This window comes from Lelliottia sp. 489, from assembly GCF_050435885.1.
GTDB classification, from domain to species: Bacteria; Pseudomonadota; Gammaproteobacteria; order Enterobacterales; family Enterobacteriaceae; genus Enterobacter; species Enterobacter nimipressuralis.
The window spans coordinates 62,662-81,637 of sequence record NZ_JBNDLC010000010.1 but is presented as its reverse complement, the minus strand read 5'-3'; the positions used below and the strand labels follow the sequence as shown (position 1 = coordinate 81,637).

Below are 18,976 nucleotides of genomic sequence, written 5' to 3'. Positions count from 1 at the left end.
GTCTGGGGATTCGCTCAATTGCCGCCTTCCAGCAACTCGAACTATTTAGGGAGGTTATTGTTTTTGCGCATGATTGCAAAACAACCATAACGCTTAAAATTTGATGTATTCCCTCAATTCCACGAGGGATATGATTTCAGAATACCACAATGTCGGTAAGCCTGTTCCGGTGCGGTTAATACAAAGTGAACGTATTATCACTCTGATGATTATAAAGTGTGACATTGATCACATTGTGACCCTGGCTTGTTAAAGGCGTGTATCAGCGCGTCTGTTGTGCCACTCCCAAATGAGTAGGTAAACTTGTGGGGTATGGCTGCCGAAAAGTTGATCCATACTATGCGCACGGCCTGCGGTTTATGATGCAATAGCAGGCTCACCTTTGTGGTTGCTCAGGAATACCGTTGTGTCAAAACAGAATCGTGATACCCATTCGTTTCCACTGCCTGCGGGCGTGGTGGAACAAGTGGTACACAGACCCCCTCACATTACCCACGGAATCCCCGATTTTCTGGCGGAAGAAGTGCCTGTTGCCCTGGTCTACAATGGTATCTCCCACGTCGTGATGATGGCCTCGCCCAAAGATCTTGAGCTGTTCGCGATCGGTTTTTCGCTTTCGGAAGGCATTATCGAACACCCGCAGGAGATCTTCGGCATGGATGTCGTTCAGGTCTGTAACGGCCTGGAAGTGCAAATCGAACTCTCCAGCCGTCGTTTTATGGGGCTGAAAGAGCGCCGACGCGCGCTGGCCGGGCGCACAGGCTGCGGCGTATGTGGCGTCGAGCAACTGAACGATATCGGTAAGCCGATTGTCCCGCTGCCGTTTACCCAGACCTTCAATCTTAAACATCTCGATCACGCCCTGGAGCATCTCAACGACGTCCAGCCGATAGGGCAACTGAGCGGTTGTACGCACGCGGCCGCATGGGTTCTTCCGTCGGGGAATATTGCAGGCGGTCATGAGGATGTTGGGCGTCACGTCGCGCTGGATAAACTGCTGGGACGTCGCGCCGGAGAAAGCGAAACCTGGCTGCAGGGTGCGGCGCTGGTATCGAGCCGGGCGAGCTATGAGATGGTGCAAAAGGCGGCCATGTGTGGCGTCGAAATTCTGTTTGCCGTCTCGGCGGCGACCACCCTGGCGGTGGAGGTGGCACAGCGCTGCAACCTGACGCTGGTGGGGTTCTGCAAACCGGGTCGCGTCACCATTTATACGCATCCGCAGCGCTTAATTATTGATCAGTAAATTTGAAAGACTTTAGCAAATCCTTCCGCTTTTAGTTGTTGATGATGAGGCCTATTATTATCACATCAAGGCACAACGCCTTATCTAAACAACTTACTGAAGGATTTACATCATGAAAAACATCAAAACTTTTGTTGCAGTTATCGCTCTTGCCGCTTCTTTCGGTTCTTTCGCAGCTCAGACCGTAACCGCAACCGCCTCGACCATTGACGGCGCAGAAGCGAAAATTGCCGCTCAGGCAGAACAGGCCGGTGCTGCTTCTTACACCATTACCCAGGCTTTCTCAGGTAACCGTGTTCACATGACCGCTGAACTGAACAAATAAGAGCATAGCCACTGTCCCCTGCTCATCCGGGCAGGGACAGGTTTTCCCCTCTCCGCAGTAACGCCATCCCCCCTCGTAGCCCATCTTTTCCGCTCAACAGAACGCTAAAAATGACGCGATCTTGTCGACTCGCGTGCCATGAGAGCGAATCTCTTTCATCAATGCAAACCGGCCACGCGCAACAGCGCCGTCACGACTGCAGCGGAGATAATCACGACGATCAGCGGCACTTTACGCCACGCCAGGAACACGGCGAAGGCCACGCCTAAGACTCGCGCCATGCCGGCAAAGTGTTCTCCTTCGTAGAAGGTGGTCGCCAGTGCCACGGAAAAGAGCAGCACCGTTGCCGCATCCGACAGCAGCGCTTGCGAGCGCTCGGACAGCGCCAGGCGGTTGCCAAGCTTTGCACCACCGAGGCGCATCAGATAGGTTCCCGCCGATAAAATCGCAATGCCGAGAATAAAGAAGGTCATGTTGTCCATTATTTTTTCCTCGCCGCCAGACCCAGTAACGACAGCAGCACCGGCAAACCGACCGGCGCGAATGGCACTGCGGCCAGCGACAGCGCTGCGCCGCTGCAGGCGCGGATCAGCGTGGTGCGGTTTTTAAAGGCCGGGACGACTAACGCCAGCAAAATCGCCGGGAATACGGCGTCGAGACCGATGGTTTCCGGCGCAGGCAGCAGCTTGCCGACCATCGCCCCCAGCAGTGTCCCCAGCGGCCAGATGATCGCTACGCCTAGCCCGCACAGCCAGTAGGCGGCTTTGCGCTGCTCGGGGGTTTTTTGTGACAGACCAAATACCACGCTTTCGTCGTTCATGATGTGGCAGCCGAGGAAGCTCAGGCCGCGCTTACCCACCAGTTCGCGTACCGTAACGCCGAACGGAACGTGGCGGGCATTCACCAGCAAACCCGCCGCCGCCGCCGCAAGCGGATTACCGCCGCTGGCAACGATGCCGATAAACATAAATTCCGACGCGCCCGCGAGCACGGTAATGGAGAGCACAAACGGCACCCACACCGGGAAGCCGTAAGCCATCGCCAGCGAGCCGTAGGACATGCCGACGACGCCCACGGCGAGACACACCAGAACGATCGCTTTGACCGTGTCGCCTTTCAGACAGGAGAGAGAGTTCTTCATACATTTTTAGCCATATCGAACGAGTATCCATTATAATGAACGCATCAATATCGTTTTTCAAGATGAACGATTCGTTCGATTTATAGAACAAGAGGCCGTTTTATGACGCAGCCAATCAGCGTGATCGCGAAAAGCCTGGTGCGGGAGCGCCTGCGAACCGGGCTGTCGCTGGCAGAAATCGCACGCCGCGCCGGGATTGCTAAATCCACCCTCTCGCAGCTGGAATCCGGGAATGGCAATCCCAGCCTGGAAACGCTCTGGTCGCTGTGCGTGGCGCTGGGGATCCCGTTTGCGCGCCTGTTAGAGCCGCAGCAGCCCACCACTCAGGTGATCCGCCGGGGTGAAGGGACCAAAGTGATTGCCGAGCAGGCGAACTATCAGGCGATTTTACTGGCCGCCTGTCCGCCGGGCGCACGCCGCGATGTCTATCTGCTGATGACCCAGCCGGGTGCAGACCGTATTTCGCAGCCGCATCCGCCGGGTTCCGTAGAGCACATTATCGTCACCCAGGGACGGGCGCTGATCGGCCTGACTGACGCTCCGGAAGAGCTGGGCGAGGGCGATTACATTTGCTATCCCGCCGATCAACCGCATATCTTCAAGGCGCTGGAACCGGATACCCACGCGCTTTTAGTGGCGGAACAAAACTAACCTCTCGGACACGGAAAATCATGTCGCTCAAAGCCATTGCCAAAGAACTGGGGCTGTCTGTTACGACGGTCAGCCGCGCCCTCAACGGATATGACGACGTTTCTCGCGAAACCCGGGCGCGGGTGGAAGCCGAAGCGCAGCGCCGTGGCTATCGGCCAAACACCTTTGCCCGCCGCCTGAAGATGGGCAAAATCGACGCCGTCGGGCTGGTGTTTCCCGTGCATCCGGTTCCGCTCAATAACAGCGTTTTTATGGACATGGTCGGCGAAATTAGCCACGAACTGGCGCGACATGAGATTGATTTACTGCTGATCGCCGACGATGATCTCGCCGATAAACACAGCTACATGCGCATGGTGCAAAGCCGCCGTGTGGATGCGCTGATTGTCGCGCATACCCTCGATCAGGACCCGCGTCTTGCGCAGCTTCAGGACGCCGGTTTTCCGTTCCTCGCCCTGGGCCGCAGCCAGTTGCCAAAACCCTACGCATGGTTTGATTTTGATAACTATGCCGGGACCTATCGCGCCACGCGCTGGCTGATCGACAAGGGCCATCAGCGCATCGCCCTGCTGGGCGAAAGTAATAATCAGGCGTTTATCACCCAGCGCCGTCTCGGGTATCTCGACGCTCTGCGCGAAGCGGGGTTATCCAGCGAATGGCTGCGCGCGATGCCGCCGTCACGACGCGCGGGCTATACCACGACGCTTGAACTGCTTGCACTGCCAAACCCGCCGACGGCGATTGTGACTGACTGCAACACCCACGGCGACGGCGCGGCAATGGCGCTGGCGCAGCAGGGGCGGTTGACCGGCAGCGACCCGGTTTCGCTGGTGGTGTATGACGGCCTGCCGCAGGACAGCATTGTCGACGCCGACGTAGCGGCGGTGATCCAGTCCACCCGCGAGGGCGTGGGCAAGCAGATCGCTGACATGGTACGCCAGCTCATCAATGGCGATGATCTCTCCCGCCTTCAGGTGCTCTGGCAGCCTGAATTTTCACCGGGCCAGACGGCCTAAATCACCGCAAAACTCTAAAGTCGATCACAGATCCGAAACGTTTGGGTTGGTATCCGAAACGTTTCGGATCAACACTCAGGACATCCGATGACAGGAGATGTCCGATGCAAGATTCCATTTTACGACTCGAAAGCACGACGGTAGACGTGGTGATCAAAACGCACCCGTTCGCCGAAATTGTCTACTGGGGGCCACACCTTCACCACTTTTCGCCGCAGGATGCGCAAAGTCTGGTTCGCCCGGTGGCTAACGGCAGGCTGGATGTGGATACCCCGGTGACGCTGATGGCCGAGGTGGGCCACGGTCTGTTTGGTGCGCCGGGCATTGAAGGCCACCGCCAGGGGCTGGATGGGTCTCCGGTGTTCAGGACCGTTGCCGTCGAACAGCAGCGTCAAAGCCTGACGATTACCGCAGAAGATGCGCACGCCGGGCTGCGGCTGACCAGCGAACTCGTCCTCGATGAGAGCGGCGTGCTGGTGGTACGGCACGGTCTGACCAATCTGCGGGCGCAGCCGTGGCAGGTGGATCGGCTGGCCGTGACGCTGCCGGTCTCGGAACGCGCGAAAGAGGTAATGGCTTTCCATGGTCGTTGGATACGCGAATTCCAGCCGCATCGCCTGACCCTTGAGCACGACAGTTTTGTGATTGAAAACCGGCGCGGGCGCACCTCCCACGAACACTTCCCGGCACTGATGACCGGCACACCTGCATTCAGTGAAATGCAGGGCGACGTGTGGGGCGTGCATCTCGGCTGGAGCGGCAACCACCGCCTGCGCGCTGAAGTGAAAACCGATGGCCGCCGCTACGTGCAGGCCGAAGCGCTCTATCTGCCGGGCGAAATGGCGATTGCCGAGGGCGAAACCCTCTGGACGCCGAAATTGTACGCCAGCTACTCCGCGCAGGGGCTGAACGGGATGAGTCAGCAGTTCCACCGCTATCTGCGCAAGAACATCATTCGCTTCCCGCAAAACAAGCCGCGCCCGGTGCACCTCAATACCTGGGAAGGGATCTATTTCAACCACGATCCGGACTACATCATGCGGATGGCCGACGAAGCGGCGGCGCTGGGCGTGGAGCGCTTCATCATCGACGACGGCTGGTTTAAGGGGCGCAACGACGACCACGCCGCCCTGGGTGACTGGACTCTCGACGAGAAAAAATACCCTAACGGCCTGATGCCGGTGATCAATCACGTCAAAAATCTCGGCATGGAATTTGGCATTTGGGTAGAGCCGGAAATGATTAACCCGGATTCCGATCTCTACCGCGCGCATTCCGACTGGGTGCTGGCGCTGCCGGGCTACCCGCAGGCGACGGGGCGACACCAGCTGGTGCTGAATCTGAACATTCCTGAAGCCTTTGAGTATTTGCTGGAACGCATGAGCTGGCTGCTGGGCGAACATCCGGTGGACTACGTGAAGTGGGACATGAACCGCGAGCTGGTGCAGCCGGGCCATCTCGGTAAAGCCGCTGCTGACGCGCAAACGCGCCAGTATTATCGCCTGCTTGAGACACTCGGCCAGCGCTTCCCGCACGTGGAATTTGAATCCTGCTCGTCCGGCGGCGGACGCATTGATTACGAAGTCCTGACCCGTTGCCACCGCTTCTGGGCATCCGATAACAACGATGCGCTGGAGCGCAACACCATCCAGCGTGGAATGAGCTACTTCTTCCCGCCGGAGGTGATGGGCGCACATATCGGTCATCATAAATGCCACGCCACGTTCCGCCAGCACAGCATCGAGTTTCGCGGGCTGACCGCGCTGTTTGGGCACATGGGGCTTGAGCTGGACCCGCTCACCGTCGATGAGCACGAGCGTGAAGGCTACCGCCGTTACGCCGCGCTGCATAAGCAATGGCGCGACGTAATTCACCACGGCACCCTGTGGCGCGTGGATATGCCGGACGCCACGACTCAGGTGCAGGGTATAGTGAGCGAAGACCAACGGCAGGGGCTGTTTATTGTCAGCCAACTGGCGATGCCAGATTACACCCTGATGATGCCGCTGCGCATGCCGGGGCTTGCAGCGAACGCGCAGTACCGCATCACCCTGCTCGATCATCCGAATATCCGCCTCACCGGCGAGGGGGGCCACACCATGCGCAAACTCCCGGCATGGATGGAAGCGCCACAAACGGTGAGCGGAGAATGGCTGATGCAGGCGGGGCTGGTACTGCCGATTCTGGACCCGGAAACCGCCATTCTGATTGGCGTTGAACGCGTGTAAGGGTGATGGGCCGGGCGACCGGCCCTGAGTTGAGGATAAAAATAATGAACACGACTGCCTGTACCCACAAAGACAACCCCAATTTCTGGATTTTCGGGGCGTTCTTCTTTCTCTACTTCTTCATTATGGCCACCTGCTTTCCGTTCCTGCCGATCTGGTTGTCGGATATCATCGGCCTGAATAAAACCCATACGGGGATTGTTTTCTCCTGCATTTCGCTCTCGGCGATTGCGTTCCAGCCGGTGCTGGGGGTGATCTCTGACAAGCTGGGGCTGAAAAAGCACCTGTTATGGATCATCGCCATTTTGCTGTTCTTGTTCGCCCCCTTCTTCCTCTACGTTTTCGCGCCGCTGCTGAAAATAAATATCTGGCTCGGGGCGCTGAGCGGCGGGCTGTATATCGGCTTTGTCTTCTCGGCGGGCTCCGGGGCGATTGAAGCCTATATCGAGCGAGTGAGTCGCAATAGCTTCTTCGAATACGGTAAAGCGCGAATGTTCGGCTGCCTGGGCTGGGGACTGTGCGCCTCCACGGGCGGCGTGCTGTTCAGTATCGATCCGTCGTTTGTTTTCTGGATGGGCTCAGGCGCGGCGCTATTGCTGATGCTCCTGCTGGTGGTCGCCAAACCAAAGCCAAACCAGACTGCCGAAGTGATGAACGCGCTGGGCGCCAATCAGCCGCAAATCACCGCCAAAACCGTCTTCACCCTGTTCCGCCAGCGCAAAATGTGGATGTTTATTTTGTATGTGGTTGGCGTGGCCTGCGTGTATGACGTGTTTGATCAGCAGTTTGCCACCTTCTTCAAATCGTTCTTTGCGACGCCGGAACAGGGGACGCGCGCCTTTGGTTTTGCGACCACGGCCGGAGAAATTTGTAACGCGATCATTATGTTCTGCTCGCCGTGGATCATTAACCGCATCGGCGCGAAAAACACTCTGCTGATTGCCGGGCTGATTATGGCCACGCGCATTATCGGCTCGTCCTTCGCGACTACCGTGACGGAAGTCATCGCCCTGAAAATGCTTCACGCGCTGGAAGTGCCCTTCCTGCTGGTGGGGGCGTTTAAATACATCACTGGCGTGTTTGATACCCGCCTGTCAGCGACCATCTATCTGATTGGCTTTAACTTTGCCAAACAGTCGGCGGCCATTTTCCTGTCGGCGTTTGCGGGGAATATGTATGACCGGATCGGCTTCCAGGATACCTATCTGATGCTCGGATGCATTGTGCTGGCGGTGACGGTGATCTCGGCGTTTACGCTGAGCAGCAGGCAGCAAATCGCAGCCGGGCGCGGCACGCTGGAGGCAAGCTAAATAGCTAAATAAAGAAAAACGCTGCCGCGAGTGCGGCAGCGTGAACGGTTACTCGAGGAAAAACACCTCTTTCAGCTCCGCACTCACCGGGCTGTTGTCCGGGTTTGCGGGCATCACATCGCGCATGTGTTTCCACCAGCGCTGGCACACGTCGGTATTCGCCACCGCGTTCCAGCGCTCTTCCGATTCAATCTCAACGCTGGCAAACAGCAGGTTGCGCTCCTTGTCGAGATAAATGGCGTAATGGTGCGCACCGTGGTCTTTCAGCACCGATTCCAGCTCCGGCCAGATCGGGGTGTGGCGGCGCTGATACTCCTCGTGAGCGTCAGGGTTCACCTGCATCACAAAGGCTTTGCGGATCATAGGGCCTCCAGATACAGCTCGCGCACATCGTCGCGGCTGGCAGTGCGTGGGTTACAAGGCGCACACGGATCGGCGAGCGCTTTATCCAGCCAGCCTTCGATATCCGCTTTGGTCACGCCAAGCTGGCTGAAGCCAGAAGGAATACCGACGCGCGTACTCAGGGCGCGAATGGCGTTGATCGCCTCCATGCTGGCCGCTTCATCGCTCATCCCGCGCGTCTCCACGCCCATCGCCTGCGCCACGCGGGCGAAACGCGCCACCGCGTTCGGGCGGTTAAAGTTTTCGATGATCGGCAGCAGGATGGCGTTGCAGACACCGTGCGGCAGATTGTGCGTCGCCCCCGGCTGATGCGCCAGCGCGTGAACCAGCCCTAATCCGGCGCTGTTAAACGCCATGCCTGCCAGATACTGGCCGAATGCCATCTGTTCGCGAGCTTCGAGGTTGTGTCCGTCGTCGACGGCTTTCGGCAGCCAGAGGCTGATCAGGCGAATCGCTTCGAGGGCGTTGGCATCGGTGAGCGGGTGAGCGCCGACGGAAACATAGGCTTCGATGGCGTGCGTCAGGGCGTCCATCCCCGTTGCGGCGGTGACAGAGGCGGGGATATCGAGCATCACGCTGGCATCATCCACGGCGATATCCGGGATAATATTGGGGTCGATAATCACCTCTTTCACCTGACGCTCGCTGTCGATGATCACCGCATTGCTGGTCATCTCCGCCGCGGTGCCTGCTGTGGTATTAATGGCCACCAGCGGTACACCGGCGTTTTTGACTTTGCCGACGCCGGAATAGGCGGTCGACGGGCCAGGGTTGGCGGTGAGGATTTTAATCGCTTTCGCCGTATCAATCGGGCTGCCGCCGCCGAAGGCGATAACGTAATCGCAGCTGGCGCTCTGATAGGCCGCAAACCCTTTCTGGACCAGCGCTTCAGTCGGATTCGGGAACACTTCATCAAAGAGGTGATACGACATCTGATGGGCGTCCAGGGCGGTAAACAGGCTGTCGAGCAGCCCCATTTTCACCAGCTGTCCGTCAGTGACGATAAGTGCCTTGCCCCACTGTTTGCTCGCCACCAGATTAACCATGTCACCGATCGCGCCCGCGCCGTGCAGACTGATTTTGGGAAGTGCCAACATAAAACTCATGATAATTCTCCTTAATTACTGTGATTTTTATGCCCGGCGGCGCGACGCTTGCGGGGCCTGCGGTCAGGCAGGCCAGATAAGCGAAGCGCCACCCGGCATTAGATCCGTCTTCGCTGCATAATCCGGCGGGTGATAATTGGCAGTGAAATCACCACTATCAGCATCGCGCCGATAATCACCGACATCACAATGCCGGGCACGTTGAGCAGGCTCAGGCCAAAAGTCACCAGGCCCATCAGGAAGGCGGCGATAATCACGCCCACCATGCTGCCGGAGCCGCCGAGAATATTGACGCCGCCGAGCACTGCCATCGTCACCACCGCCAGTTCCCAGCCCATCGCAATCGTCGGGCGCGTACTGCCGAGGCGCGAGGTGAGCAGCACCGAGGCCAGCCCCGCCATCAGCCCGACCAGCGCGAACAGCAGCAGGTTGTGGCGCTTCACGTTGATGCCTGAAAACCACGCCCCGGTCGGGTTATTGCCGATGGCGTACGTCCGGCGGCCAAAATTGGTGCGATGCAGCACGAAGGCAAACACCGCTGCCAGCAGGATAAAAAGCGCGAATTCAAACGACAGCGCGCCCCACACATAGCCCTGCCCGAACCAGGCGAAGCTCTCGGGCCAGGTGTTTAGCGCCTGATCGCCGAGCAAAATGTAGGTAATGCCGCGATACAAACTCATGGTGCCGATGGTGATCACGATGGACGACAGGTTAAAGCGCGTGACCAGAAAGCCGTTGAACAGCCCGCACAGCAACCCGACGCCTAATCCCACGCAGACCAGCAGCGGCGTATCTACACCCGCCGCCGCGCAAAAGCCCATCGCTGTCGAGCTGAGCGCGATGGTCGATGCCACCGACAGGTCGATTTCACGGGCGATGATTAGCATCGCCATCGGCAGCACAATGATCGCTTTTTCGGTGAAGTTGAACGTAGCGTCAGAAAGATTCCAGATATCGAGAAAATAGGGCGAGGCGAGGGCGTTGACGATAAACACCGCCAGCGTTACCGCCAGCAGGAAGCCCTCCCAGCACAGCAGACGCTGGAAAATCCCCGTCGCGGCCGGACGATTTTTAATCTCTTCCGTAGTCATCATTTTGCTCATGAGTTCACCGCCTGTTTCTGACGGGCCAGCGCCGCATCGCGCAGGATCAGCCGTCCTTTGCGTTTGTTGCCGCGTTCATTGAGCAGCACCGCAATCACGATCACCGTCCCGGAAATCGCCATCTGCCAGAACGGAGAGACGCCAATCACCGGCAGCGCGTTATTGATCACGCCAAGGAACAGCGCGCCAAACAGACAGCCCAACACCCGGCCCGTGCCGCCCATGGTGCTGATACCGCCGATGACGCACGCGGCGACCACCTGCAGCTCAAAGCCGTTGGCGACATCAACGTAGGCGACGGCGAAACGTGAAATCCACAGATAGCCGCAGAATCCGGCCAGCGCGCCTGACAGGCAGAAACTGACGAACTGCATTTTGCCTGCGTTGATCCCCGTGTAATACGCCGCCGTGGCGTTGCCGCCTGCGGTGTAAAGGGCGCGACCGGTGCGGCTGTAGCGCAGGAAATAGCCGACCAGCAGCAGGGCCGCAATCGCGCACCAGCTCAAAACGGGCAGACCGAGCAGTGACGCGCGCGGCAGGGCGAGGAAATCCGCGCCCATCTGGTTGGAGTTCACCCAGCCACCGCCGGTGAGCAGGAAGATAATCCCGCGATAGATGCTCATGGTGCCGAGCGTTACCACAATCGCCGGAATACCCAGTTTCCACACCAGCAGGCCGTTGATGACGCCCATCAGCAGACCGAGCGCCGTTGCCAGAATCAGCAGTGCCCAGACGGGCACGGCGGGATAATGGAAGTTGATCAGGGCGACAATCATCCCCGTCAGCGCCAGATTCGCCGCCATCGACAGGTCGATGCCTTTGGTCAGCAGGACCATCATCTGGCCGAGGGCGAGAATGATGAGAATCGAGGTGTCGTTAAACATCTCCACCAGGTTTCCCGGTGCGATAAACGACGGCACGCGGCTGCCGATGGCAATGATCATCAGTACAATCACCGCTCCCAACAGGGCTTCGCGGTGTTTCAGGAGTTGCTTCACCATTACGCGGCCTCCTGTTTTGCACCGCTGGCTGCGCTGACGATGGTTTCCGCCGTCGCCCCGCCCGCCGGGTATTCCGCCACCATCAGCCCTTCGTGCATCACAATGATACGGTCGGCCATGCCCATCACTTCCGGCAGTTCCGACGACACCATAATCACCGCCAGCCCCTGTCCAACCAGCTCGGACATAAACTGATGAACGGCCGCTTTCGAGCCAATATCGATGCCTTTTGTCGGCTCATCGAGGATGATCACCTCAGGATGCGTCGCAAGCCATTTGCCGATCACCACTTTTTGCTGATTGCCGCCGGAGAGGGTTTCGACCGGCTGTTTCCAGCTAAACGCCTTCACCTGCAGCCGTCTGGCGTATTCATCAGCCAGCGCCCATTCGCGGTCCTGATTTAACACCCCGCCGGGATTGAGCCTGCTGAGCTGCGGCAGGCTGATGTTCTGCGCAATCGACAGTTCGATAATCGCTCCCTGCTTCTGCCGCTCTTCCGGCACGCAGACAATCCCCGCGCGGATGGCATCGGCCGGTTGGCGGAAATTCTGCGCCTGACCATTCAGCACAATCTCGCCGGAGGAGGGACGGGTGACGCCGGAGAGCGCCTGCATCAGCTCGGTACGCCCGGCCCCGACCAGCCCGTAAAAGCCAAGGATTTCGCCTTTGCGCAGGGAGAATGAGATGTGCGCGAATTCGGTCGGATGGCAGAGGTCTTTGACCTCCAGCACCGTCGCCCCTTTTTCGCACGCCACTTTCGGGAAGGTCTGGGTGATAGCCCGGCCTACCATCATCGCCACCATCCGCTCTTCGGTGATGTCATTGATCGCCCCTGCGCCGACGAACACGCCGTCGCGCAAAATGGTGTAGTGATCCGCCAGCTCAAAAATTTCGTCGAACTTGTGCGAGATAAACAGGATCGCTTTGCCTTCCTGTTTCAGGCGCTCAACGATCTGGTAAAACTCGAGGATTTCGTGCTGTGACAGGGCGGCGGTGGGTTCGTCGAGGATCACCACCTGCGCCTCAAACGACAGGGCGCGGGCAATGGCCACCATATGTCGCTGGGCGATACTCAGCGTTTTAAGCGTCGCGCGCGGGTCGATTTGCACCTCCAGTCGGGTGAGGATCTCCTGTGCCCGGCGGTGCATCTCCGGCCAGTCGAGCTTTCTGAAAAAGCCTTTATGCAGATACTGGCCGACAAAAATATTTTCGGTCACCGACAGCTCATCAAAAAGCACGGTTTCCTGATGAATAGCGGTAATCCCGACTTTGTGTGCCGATTCTGGCGTCGGGAGATGAATGGGGATGGCTTTATAGAGGATTTCGCCCTCTTCGGGCTGATAAATCCCGGTCATCACTTTGACCAGCGTCGATTTGCCCGCGCCGTTTTCACCGATAAGGGCGGTGACTTTGCCGGGCCAAAGCTCAAGCTGTACGTTCTCAAGGGCGCGCACACCAGGGAAAACCTTGGTGATACCCTTAAGCTCCAGCAGCGGTGTGGATGCGTTCATGAGAGTTCTCCATCAAAGGGGATCTTGTGGGCCGGATGGCGCGACGCTTCTCCGGCCTACAAAACGCATCAGAAGATTTTTGAGAACTTATCGATATTGCTCGCATCGTAGACGAACGGCTCAGCCATCGCGCCGCTACCGTCGGCATCGAGCTTCACTTTGCCCAGTTTGCCCATGCTGGCTTCATCTTTGGTGGCGGTGCCTTTCACCAGGTCGTCGGCTAAATAGGTGGCGGCGTAACCCAGATCGATCGGGTTCCAGATCGCGAAGCTTTTGCTCGCCCCGGATTTCACCGCGCCGGCCATTTCAGACGGCAGGCCTAACCCCGTCACATACACTTTGCCGATTTTGCCCTGGTCTTTCACCGCCTGTGCGGCAGCCACGATACCGACCGACGACGGGGAGACGATCACTTTCAGATCGGGATAGGTTTTCAGCAGGCCAACCGCTTCGCGGTAGCTCTTATCCGACAGATCGTCGCCATAGGCTACGGTCACCAGATTGACGGACGGATACTGCGGCAGCACCTTTTTCATCTCGGCAATCCAGGTGTTCTGGTTTGTGGAGGTCGGGGTGGCGCTTAACACCGCCACGTCGCCTTTTTCGACGTTCAGGGCTTTCAGAGCATCGGCGGCCAGCTTAACGTTGGTTTCACCGATCAACGCGTTATTAGACGGATTCAGGTGGATCTGACGCCCGGCTTTTGCCACGCCGGAATCCCATGAGACCACTTTGATGCCTCGCTGCATCGCCTTTTTCAGCACCGGTACCAGCGCATCGGGATCGTTCGCGGAGATGGCGATCGCATCCACCCCCTGCGCGATCAAGCCGTTCAGCACTTCGATCTGCGCTTCGGCGGTGGTGGTGGTCGGGCCGGTATAAATGACTTTCACATCACCCAATTCTTTGGCGGCCTCCTGCGCGCCCACGTTCGCTGCCTCGAAGAATCCATTTCCGAGAGATTTCGCCACCAGGGCGATTTTTACTTCTGCTAAAGCGGAACCGGACAACGCCAGAGCGGCAACGGTGAGGATTAAGCTTGTCTTTATTTTCATTGCTTTTACTCCACTGAATTGAGTGTTGTGTAGGGTTTGCAGGTGTTTTTTCGCCCCGTCTCAGTGAGCGGGGCGCGATGTTTTTATTTGTACAGCTCTAATGCCGATTTCAGTGGGGTGACGCCAAAGCGTTTACCCAGCGCAATCAGCTCTTCCTGAGTGATGGTCTGTTTCATTCCGCCCATGGAATAGACCTTAACCAGCACTTCAGCCGACTTCTCAGCGGTGTCGATCAGGCCAAACGCTTCATCAAGCGTCGGACCACTGCCGAAGACACCGTGGAATGGCCACAGTACCAGGGAATGTTTTTGCATCTCTTGCGCGGTGGCTTCGCCGATTTCATCGGTGCCTGGCACCATCCACGGCAGAATGCCCACGCCGTCCGGGAAGACCACCAGACATTCGGTGCTCCCTTCCCACAGTTTGCGGGTGATGAAATCCGTGGTGTTTTCCAGCACGTAGGTCAGGGCGATCAGGTTGGTCGCGTGGCAGTGCATGATCACGCGGTCTTTGCCGTCCGTCGCTTTGATGCGCTCGCAGTGGGAGAGGAAGTGCGCCGGGAGTTCAGAGGTCGGCACCGCTTCGTTCGTCAGCCCCCAAAGAATGTGGTAGCCCGCGCCGTCGCTGTCCACTTTTACCACGCCTAAATTCGCTGCCGGATCGAGCTGCACATTGCGGAAGAACTTGCCGGAACCGGTGACGATAAACGGCGTATTGGCGAGCAGCGGCATCGGCTGGCTCAGGGCGATATAGCGCGGTTTCGGGTGGAAATCCGCTTCGAACGGCGCAATGTCGGCGTCGTCCAGGCGCAAGGTCAGGTTGCCGCCGTTGCGCTCGTCCCAGCCTTTCAGCCAGGCGTCGGTGGTGGCTTTGATCATGCCCTGGACGAACCAGGCGTTGGTGATGGTGTGCATAGTCTTGTGATTCCTTTGAAAATGTCGGGCGACGCGTAGCGATCCCCGCTGACAAGTGTTCGTAAGCCCGGCAGGCGAAGCGCCGCCGGGTGCTGTTTTAGCTGCGAGTCGCTAGCACCTCTTTCTCATACGCCCGCACGTTGTCCAGCCACTGGCTGCCCGCTGGCGCATCGTTGCGCTGACAGTACATTTCCCACACGGCCTGCCACGGCAGGGATTTCTGCTCTTCCAGCAGCGCCAGGCGCGCCGTGTAGTCGCCTTGCTCTTCCAGCGCGCGCAGGGCCGCCGTCGGCTCCAGCAGCGCGCGCAGCAGGGCTTTCTTCATGTTGCGGGTACCGATCACCCACGCCGCAATGCGGTTGATCGAGGCGTCGAAGAAGTCGAGACCGATATGCACGCGATCGAACAGATCGTGACGAATAATTTCGCTGGCGATGGCCTGAGTCTCGTCATCCAGCAGGACCACGTGGTCGCTGTCCCAGCGTACCGGGCGGCTCACGTGCAGCAGCAGGCGCGGGATGTACAGAATGGCGGCGGAGATTTTGTCGGAGATCACCTCAGTCGGATGGAAGTGGCCTGCATCCAGGCACAGCGCCGTCTGGCGGCTGGTGGCGTAGCCCATGTAGAACTCGTTGGAGCCAACGGTGTAGCTCTCGGCGCCGATGCCGAACAGCTTGCTCTCCACCGCATCAATGTGATGCGCCGGGTTCAGTTTTTCGCTGATCACCTCGTCGAGAGCGTCCAGCAGGCGCTGGCGCGGAGCCAGGCGGTCAACGGTGATATCTTTCATGCCGTCCGGGATCCAGATGTTCATCACCGATGGCGTGCCGAGCTGTTCACCGAAATACGCTGAAACGCGGCGGCTGGCTTTGACGTGGTCGATCCAGAACTGGCGAATCTCGTCATCGGAATGGGAGAGGGTAAAACCGTCGGCGCTCAGCGGGTGCGAGAAGCAGGACGGGTTAAAATCCAGACCCAGTTTGTTGGCTTTTGCCCACTCCACCCAGTTCTTAAAGTGTTCCGGTTTGATTTCGTTACGCGCGACCGGCTCGCTGGATTCGAGATAAATCGCGTGCAGGTTCAGGCGTTTTGGTCCCGGAATTAAACTGAGCGCCAGCTCCAGATCGGCACGCAGTTCGGTGGCATTGCGCGCTTTGCCCGGATAGTTGCCCGTCGCCTGGATGCCGCCCGTCAGTGCGCCGCCGGTATTTTCAAAACCCGCGACGTCGTCGCCTTGCCAGCAGTGCATGGAGACCGGCAGACGGTCGAGCTGACGCAGCGCCTCTTCGACATCCACGCCCACGGCGGCGAAACGCTGTTTAGCCAGTTCCCAGGCTTGTTCAAGTTGAGTGGTCATGCGCAAAGCTCCTTTGTCAGTCGTTTTTGCTGAAACTGCGCCTGATAGCGGGCAATTTCATGGCAGGGATTAGGGGTAAACGTGGTGAGCGGGTAGTTGTTCGTCACCAGCGTTCGGAAATCGTCAACGTTGGAAAGCTCGTCCAGGGTCATCAGCTGAATGCCGATATTGCCGAGCGTCGAGGCCTCAACAGGGCCGGCGACCACGGTGATGCCGCAGGCGTCGGCGCAAAGCTGGTTCAGCAGCTGGTTCTGGCAACCGCCGCCGACAATGTGCAGCTGGCTGAACGGTTTGCCGCGCAGAGCCGCCAGTTCGTTCAGCACGTCGGCGTAGAGCAGGGCGAGGCTGTCAAAAATGCAGCGCGCCAGTTCCGCCGGGCTGTGCGGCACGGGCTGTGCGCTATCACGGCAGGCGGCCTGGATTTCATCGCTCATGTTGTGCGGATTGATAAAGCGGTCGTCGTTCGGATTGATCACGAAGCGGCAGGCCGGCAATTTTTCTGTCTCGGCGATAAGGCGCGCCAGGTCAGTGACGTTCTGCTCTTTCAGCACGCGCTGGAGCAGCCACAGCCCCATGATATTTTTTAGCACCCGGTAGCGGCCTTCCGCGCCGCCTTCGTTGGTGATGTTTGCCGCCAGCGACTTTTCGCAGGTGTACGGCGTTTTGCTCTCAAAGCCCATCAGCGACCAGGTGCCTGACGAAAGATAGGCCGCGTCGTGGTCTGCCAGCGGAGAGGCAATCACCGCGCTGGCGGTATCGTGACTGGCGACGGCGACGACCGGGATTTCATTCTTCTGCGGGCAAATCCAGTGACCGATCACATTGCCGGGGTGAGTCGGTGTGCCAAACCAGCTGGCGGAAGCGCCCGTCCAGTTGAGCAGGTTTTCATCCCAGTTATCGGAGTTGATATTCACCAGCTGGGTGGTGGTGGCGTTGGTGTATTCCCAGTTCATCTTGCCCGTCAGGCGATAGCTGAAGTAATCCGGGATCAGCAGCGCGTGGGCGACGTTTGCCACCAGTTCGGGCTGTTGTTCCACCAGAGCGCGCAGCTGGTAGAGGGTGTTAAAGGGTAAAAACTGGATGCCGCTGCGCCCGTATATATCGGCTTTACCGAGCTGATCAATGGCGCGGGCCATCACGCCATCGGTCCGGCTGTCGCGATAGGAGACGGGCAGGCCGATGCGCTCGCCGTGGCGGTCGAGCAACACAAAATCGACGCCCCAGGTATCAATCCCGATGCTGTCGATCAGAATGCCGTCGTCGCAGACTTTGTTCAGGCCAGTGCGGATTTCCGCCTCCAGGCTGTCAATGTCCCAGGTCTCGACGCCGTCCTGCTTTTGCAGGCTATTACCGAAGCGATGGATTTCACGAAGCGAAAGTGCGCGCTGTGCAGGCGTATAGCTGGCAAGCATCACGCGCCCGCTGGATGCACCTAAATCGACAGCCACACAATGGCGAGAGGTCATAATTCGGTCCTTCTTGGAGTCATTGCGAAACAGTCTAAGAAAGGGAAGAAAAACGCACCTTCTTGCCACTGACAGGCAAAATCGCGCGCTGGCAAGAAAGCAAAGATGAACGTGAGGAAGTTCACAGTTTCCTGTTATGACGGGGATTTCAGCCCATGTGACCGTTGCCGCATTTCCGGATCTTTCCCGCTGTTTCTTGAAAAACTGACAGGCTTTGCACGCTTTGGTGTCGAAAATTGAAGGTGAGAAACCCGGCCCTTAATTACTATTTTGAGAACATTTCTCATTGGTGGTGGCCGATATGACCGTACTGCACAGCGTGGATTTTTTCCCTCACGGAAGTTCGCCAGTGGCGATCGAACCACGGCTTCCTCAGGCGGCTTTTCCTGAACATCATCATGATTTTCATGAGATTGTGATTGTTGAGCACGGTACGGGCATTCACGTGTTTAACGGCCAGCCCTACACCATCAGCGGTGGAACCGTGTGCTTTGTGCGCGACCACGATCGGCACTTGTATGAACATACGGATAACCTGTGCCTGACCAACGTGCTCTACCGTTCACCGGATGCGTTCCAGTTTCTCTCCGGGCTGAACCAACTTCTGCCGCAGGAGCAGGATGGGCACTATCCGTCGCACTGGCGAGTGAATCAGTCCACCCTGCAGCAGGTGCGCCGGCTGGTGGGGCAGATGGAAACGGTAGAGGAAAATGCGGAAACGCATACGCGCGCCAGCCGTGAACTGTTGTTCATGCAACTGCTGGTTCTGCTGCGTCGCAGCAGCCTGGTGGAAGGGGCCGAAAACAACGACGCGCGCCTTAATCTGATGATGGCCTGGCTGGAAGAACACTTCGCGGAGGAGGTGTGTTGGGAAACAGTGGCTGATAATTTTTCCCTTTCCCTGCGTACGCTGCATCGCCAGCTCAAGCAGCACACGGGCCTGACGCCGCAGCGCTATCTCAACCGGCTGCGCCTGATCAAAGCGCGGCACCTGCTGCGTCATACGGACGATAGCGTGACGGATATCGCTTATCGCTGCGGATTTGGCGACAGTAACCACTTTTCGACGCTGTTCCGTCGTGAATTCAGCTGGTCGCCGCGCGAAATTCGTCAGGGCCGGGATGCGTCACTTCAGTAACGCGAGGAG

General features: G+C 58.3%; 18 protein-coding genes. 7 read left to right on the top strand and 11 right to left on the bottom strand.

Annotated elements, in window-relative coordinates; genetic code table 11:
• The first annotated feature begins 406 nt into the window (after window positions 1–406).
• On the top strand, window positions 407–1,243 hold the full coding sequence (fdhD, locus tag ABIE11_RS20860) for a formate dehydrogenase accessory sulfurtransferase FdhD (RefSeq protein WP_123429929.1): 837 nt from the start codon (window positions 407–409) through the stop codon (window positions 1,241–1,243).
• 112 nt (window positions 1,244–1,355) lie between these two features.
• On the top strand, window positions 1,356–1,568 hold the full coding sequence (locus ABIE11_RS20855) for a YdgH/BhsA/McbA-like domain containing protein (protein ID WP_100778340.1): 213 nt from the start codon (window positions 1,356–1,358) through the stop codon (window positions 1,566–1,568).
• A 158-nt stretch (window positions 1,569–1,726) separates the two neighbouring features.
• Here the strand turns inward: ABIE11_RS20855 and ABIE11_RS20850 are convergent, their stop codons facing one another.
• Together ABIE11_RS20850 and ABIE11_RS20845 are read right to left on the bottom strand one after the other, a co-directional pair.
• Window positions 1,727–2,050 carry an AzlD domain-containing protein gene (locus ABIE11_RS20850; RefSeq protein WP_129035607.1) on the bottom strand — a complete coding sequence of 108 codons (324 nt, stop codon included), beginning with the start codon at window positions 2,048–2,050 and terminating at the stop codon, window positions 1,727–1,729.
• Entirely contained in the window at window positions 2,050–2,709 is a 660-nt protein-coding gene (locus ABIE11_RS20845) for an AzlC family ABC transporter permease (protein ID WP_107702601.1), read from the bottom strand. The genes ABIE11_RS20850 and ABIE11_RS20845 overlap by 1 nt, the downstream gene beginning before the upstream one ends.
• 102 nt (window positions 2,710–2,811) lie before the next feature.
• Here ABIE11_RS20845 and ABIE11_RS20840 point away from each other — a divergent pair, with 102 nt between their 5' ends.
• The 4 genes from ABIE11_RS20840 (at window position 2,812) to ABIE11_RS20825 (ending at window position 7,914) form a co-directional block, all read left to right on the top strand.
• Window positions 2,812–3,360, top strand: coding sequence for a helix-turn-helix domain-containing protein (locus ABIE11_RS20840; protein WP_100778343.1), 549 nt, complete (start codon window positions 2,812–2,814; stop codon window positions 3,358–3,360).
• A 20-nt stretch (window positions 3,361–3,380) separates the two neighbouring features.
• Entirely contained in the window at window positions 3,381–4,376 is a 996-nt protein-coding gene (locus tag ABIE11_RS20835) for a LacI family DNA-binding transcriptional regulator (protein ID WP_102105693.1), read from the top strand.
• Between the two features lie 104 nt (window positions 4,377–4,480).
• Window positions 4,481–6,604, top strand: coding sequence for an alpha-galactosidase (locus ABIE11_RS20830; RefSeq protein ID WP_429185322.1), 2,124 nt, complete (start codon window positions 4,481–4,483; stop codon window positions 6,602–6,604).
• 44 nt (window positions 6,605–6,648) lie between these two features.
• Complete coding sequence (locus tag ABIE11_RS20825) at window positions 6,649–7,914, top strand: MFS transporter (protein WP_129035609.1); 1,266 nt, start codon at window positions 6,649–6,651, stop codon at window positions 7,912–7,914.
• A gap of 48 nt (window positions 7,915–7,962) precedes the next feature.
• Here ABIE11_RS20825 and rhaM read toward each other — a convergent pair whose 3' ends face one another.
• The 9 genes from rhaM to rhaB form a co-directional block, all read right to left on the bottom strand.
• Entirely contained in the window at window positions 7,963–8,277 is a 315-nt protein-coding gene (gene rhaM / locus ABIE11_RS20820) for an L-rhamnose mutarotase (RefSeq protein ID WP_100778347.1), read from the bottom strand.
• Window positions 8,274–9,422, bottom strand: a complete 1,149-nt coding sequence (gene fucO / locus ABIE11_RS20815; protein ID WP_107702607.1) for a lactaldehyde reductase — start codon at window positions 9,420–9,422, stop codon at window positions 8,274–8,276. The genes rhaM and fucO overlap by 4 nt, the downstream gene beginning before the upstream one ends.
• A 98-nt stretch (window positions 9,423–9,520) precedes the next feature.
• Entirely contained in the window at window positions 9,521–10,525 is a 1,005-nt protein-coding gene (locus ABIE11_RS20810) for an ABC transporter permease (RefSeq protein WP_107702608.1), read from the bottom strand.
• Window positions 10,522–11,526 (bottom strand): ABC transporter permease, encoded by a 1,005-nt coding sequence (locus ABIE11_RS20805; RefSeq protein ID WP_102105689.1) that lies wholly within the window; start codon window positions 11,524–11,526, stop codon window positions 10,522–10,524. Before ABIE11_RS20805 ends, ABIE11_RS20810 begins: the two co-directional genes overlap by 4 nt.
• Window positions 11,526–13,037, bottom strand: a complete 1,512-nt coding sequence (locus ABIE11_RS20800) for a sugar ABC transporter ATP-binding protein (protein WP_100778351.1) — start codon at window positions 13,035–13,037, stop codon at window positions 11,526–11,528. The genes ABIE11_RS20805 and ABIE11_RS20800 overlap by 1 nt, the downstream gene beginning before the upstream one ends.
• A 68-nt stretch (window positions 13,038–13,105) precedes the next feature.
• Window positions 13,106–14,092: a rhamnose ABC transporter substrate-binding protein gene (rhaS, locus tag ABIE11_RS20795; protein ID WP_100778352.1), complete on the bottom strand. Its 987-nt coding sequence runs from the start codon at window positions 14,090–14,092 to the stop codon at window positions 13,106–13,108.
• A gap of 83 nt (window positions 14,093–14,175) precedes the next feature.
• Window positions 14,176–15,006: a rhamnulose-1-phosphate aldolase gene (rhaD, locus tag ABIE11_RS20790; protein ID WP_100778353.1), complete on the bottom strand. Its 831-nt coding sequence runs from the start codon at window positions 15,004–15,006 to the stop codon at window positions 14,176–14,178.
• 97 nt (window positions 15,007–15,103) lie between these two features.
• A complete protein-coding gene (gene rhaA, locus ABIE11_RS20785) occupies window positions 15,104–16,363 on the bottom strand; it encodes an L-rhamnose isomerase (protein WP_100778354.1) in 1,260 nt (419 codons plus the stop codon).
• Window positions 16,360–17,829 (bottom strand): rhamnulokinase, encoded by a 1,470-nt coding sequence (gene rhaB / locus ABIE11_RS20780; RefSeq protein ID WP_429185320.1) that lies wholly within the window; start codon window positions 17,827–17,829, stop codon window positions 16,360–16,362. The genes rhaA and rhaB overlap by 4 nt, the downstream gene beginning before the upstream one ends.
• Before the next feature lie 301 nt (window positions 17,830–18,130).
• Here rhaB and rhaS (ABIE11_RS20775) point away from each other — a divergent pair, with 301 nt between their 5' ends.
• The gene (gene rhaS, locus ABIE11_RS20775) at window positions 18,131–18,967 is read left to right on the top strand and encodes an HTH-type transcriptional activator RhaS (RefSeq protein ID WP_429185319.1); all 837 of its coding nucleotides are present in this window, start codon (window positions 18,131–18,133) and stop codon (window positions 18,965–18,967) included.
• Window positions 18,968–18,976 lie beyond the last annotated feature (9 nt).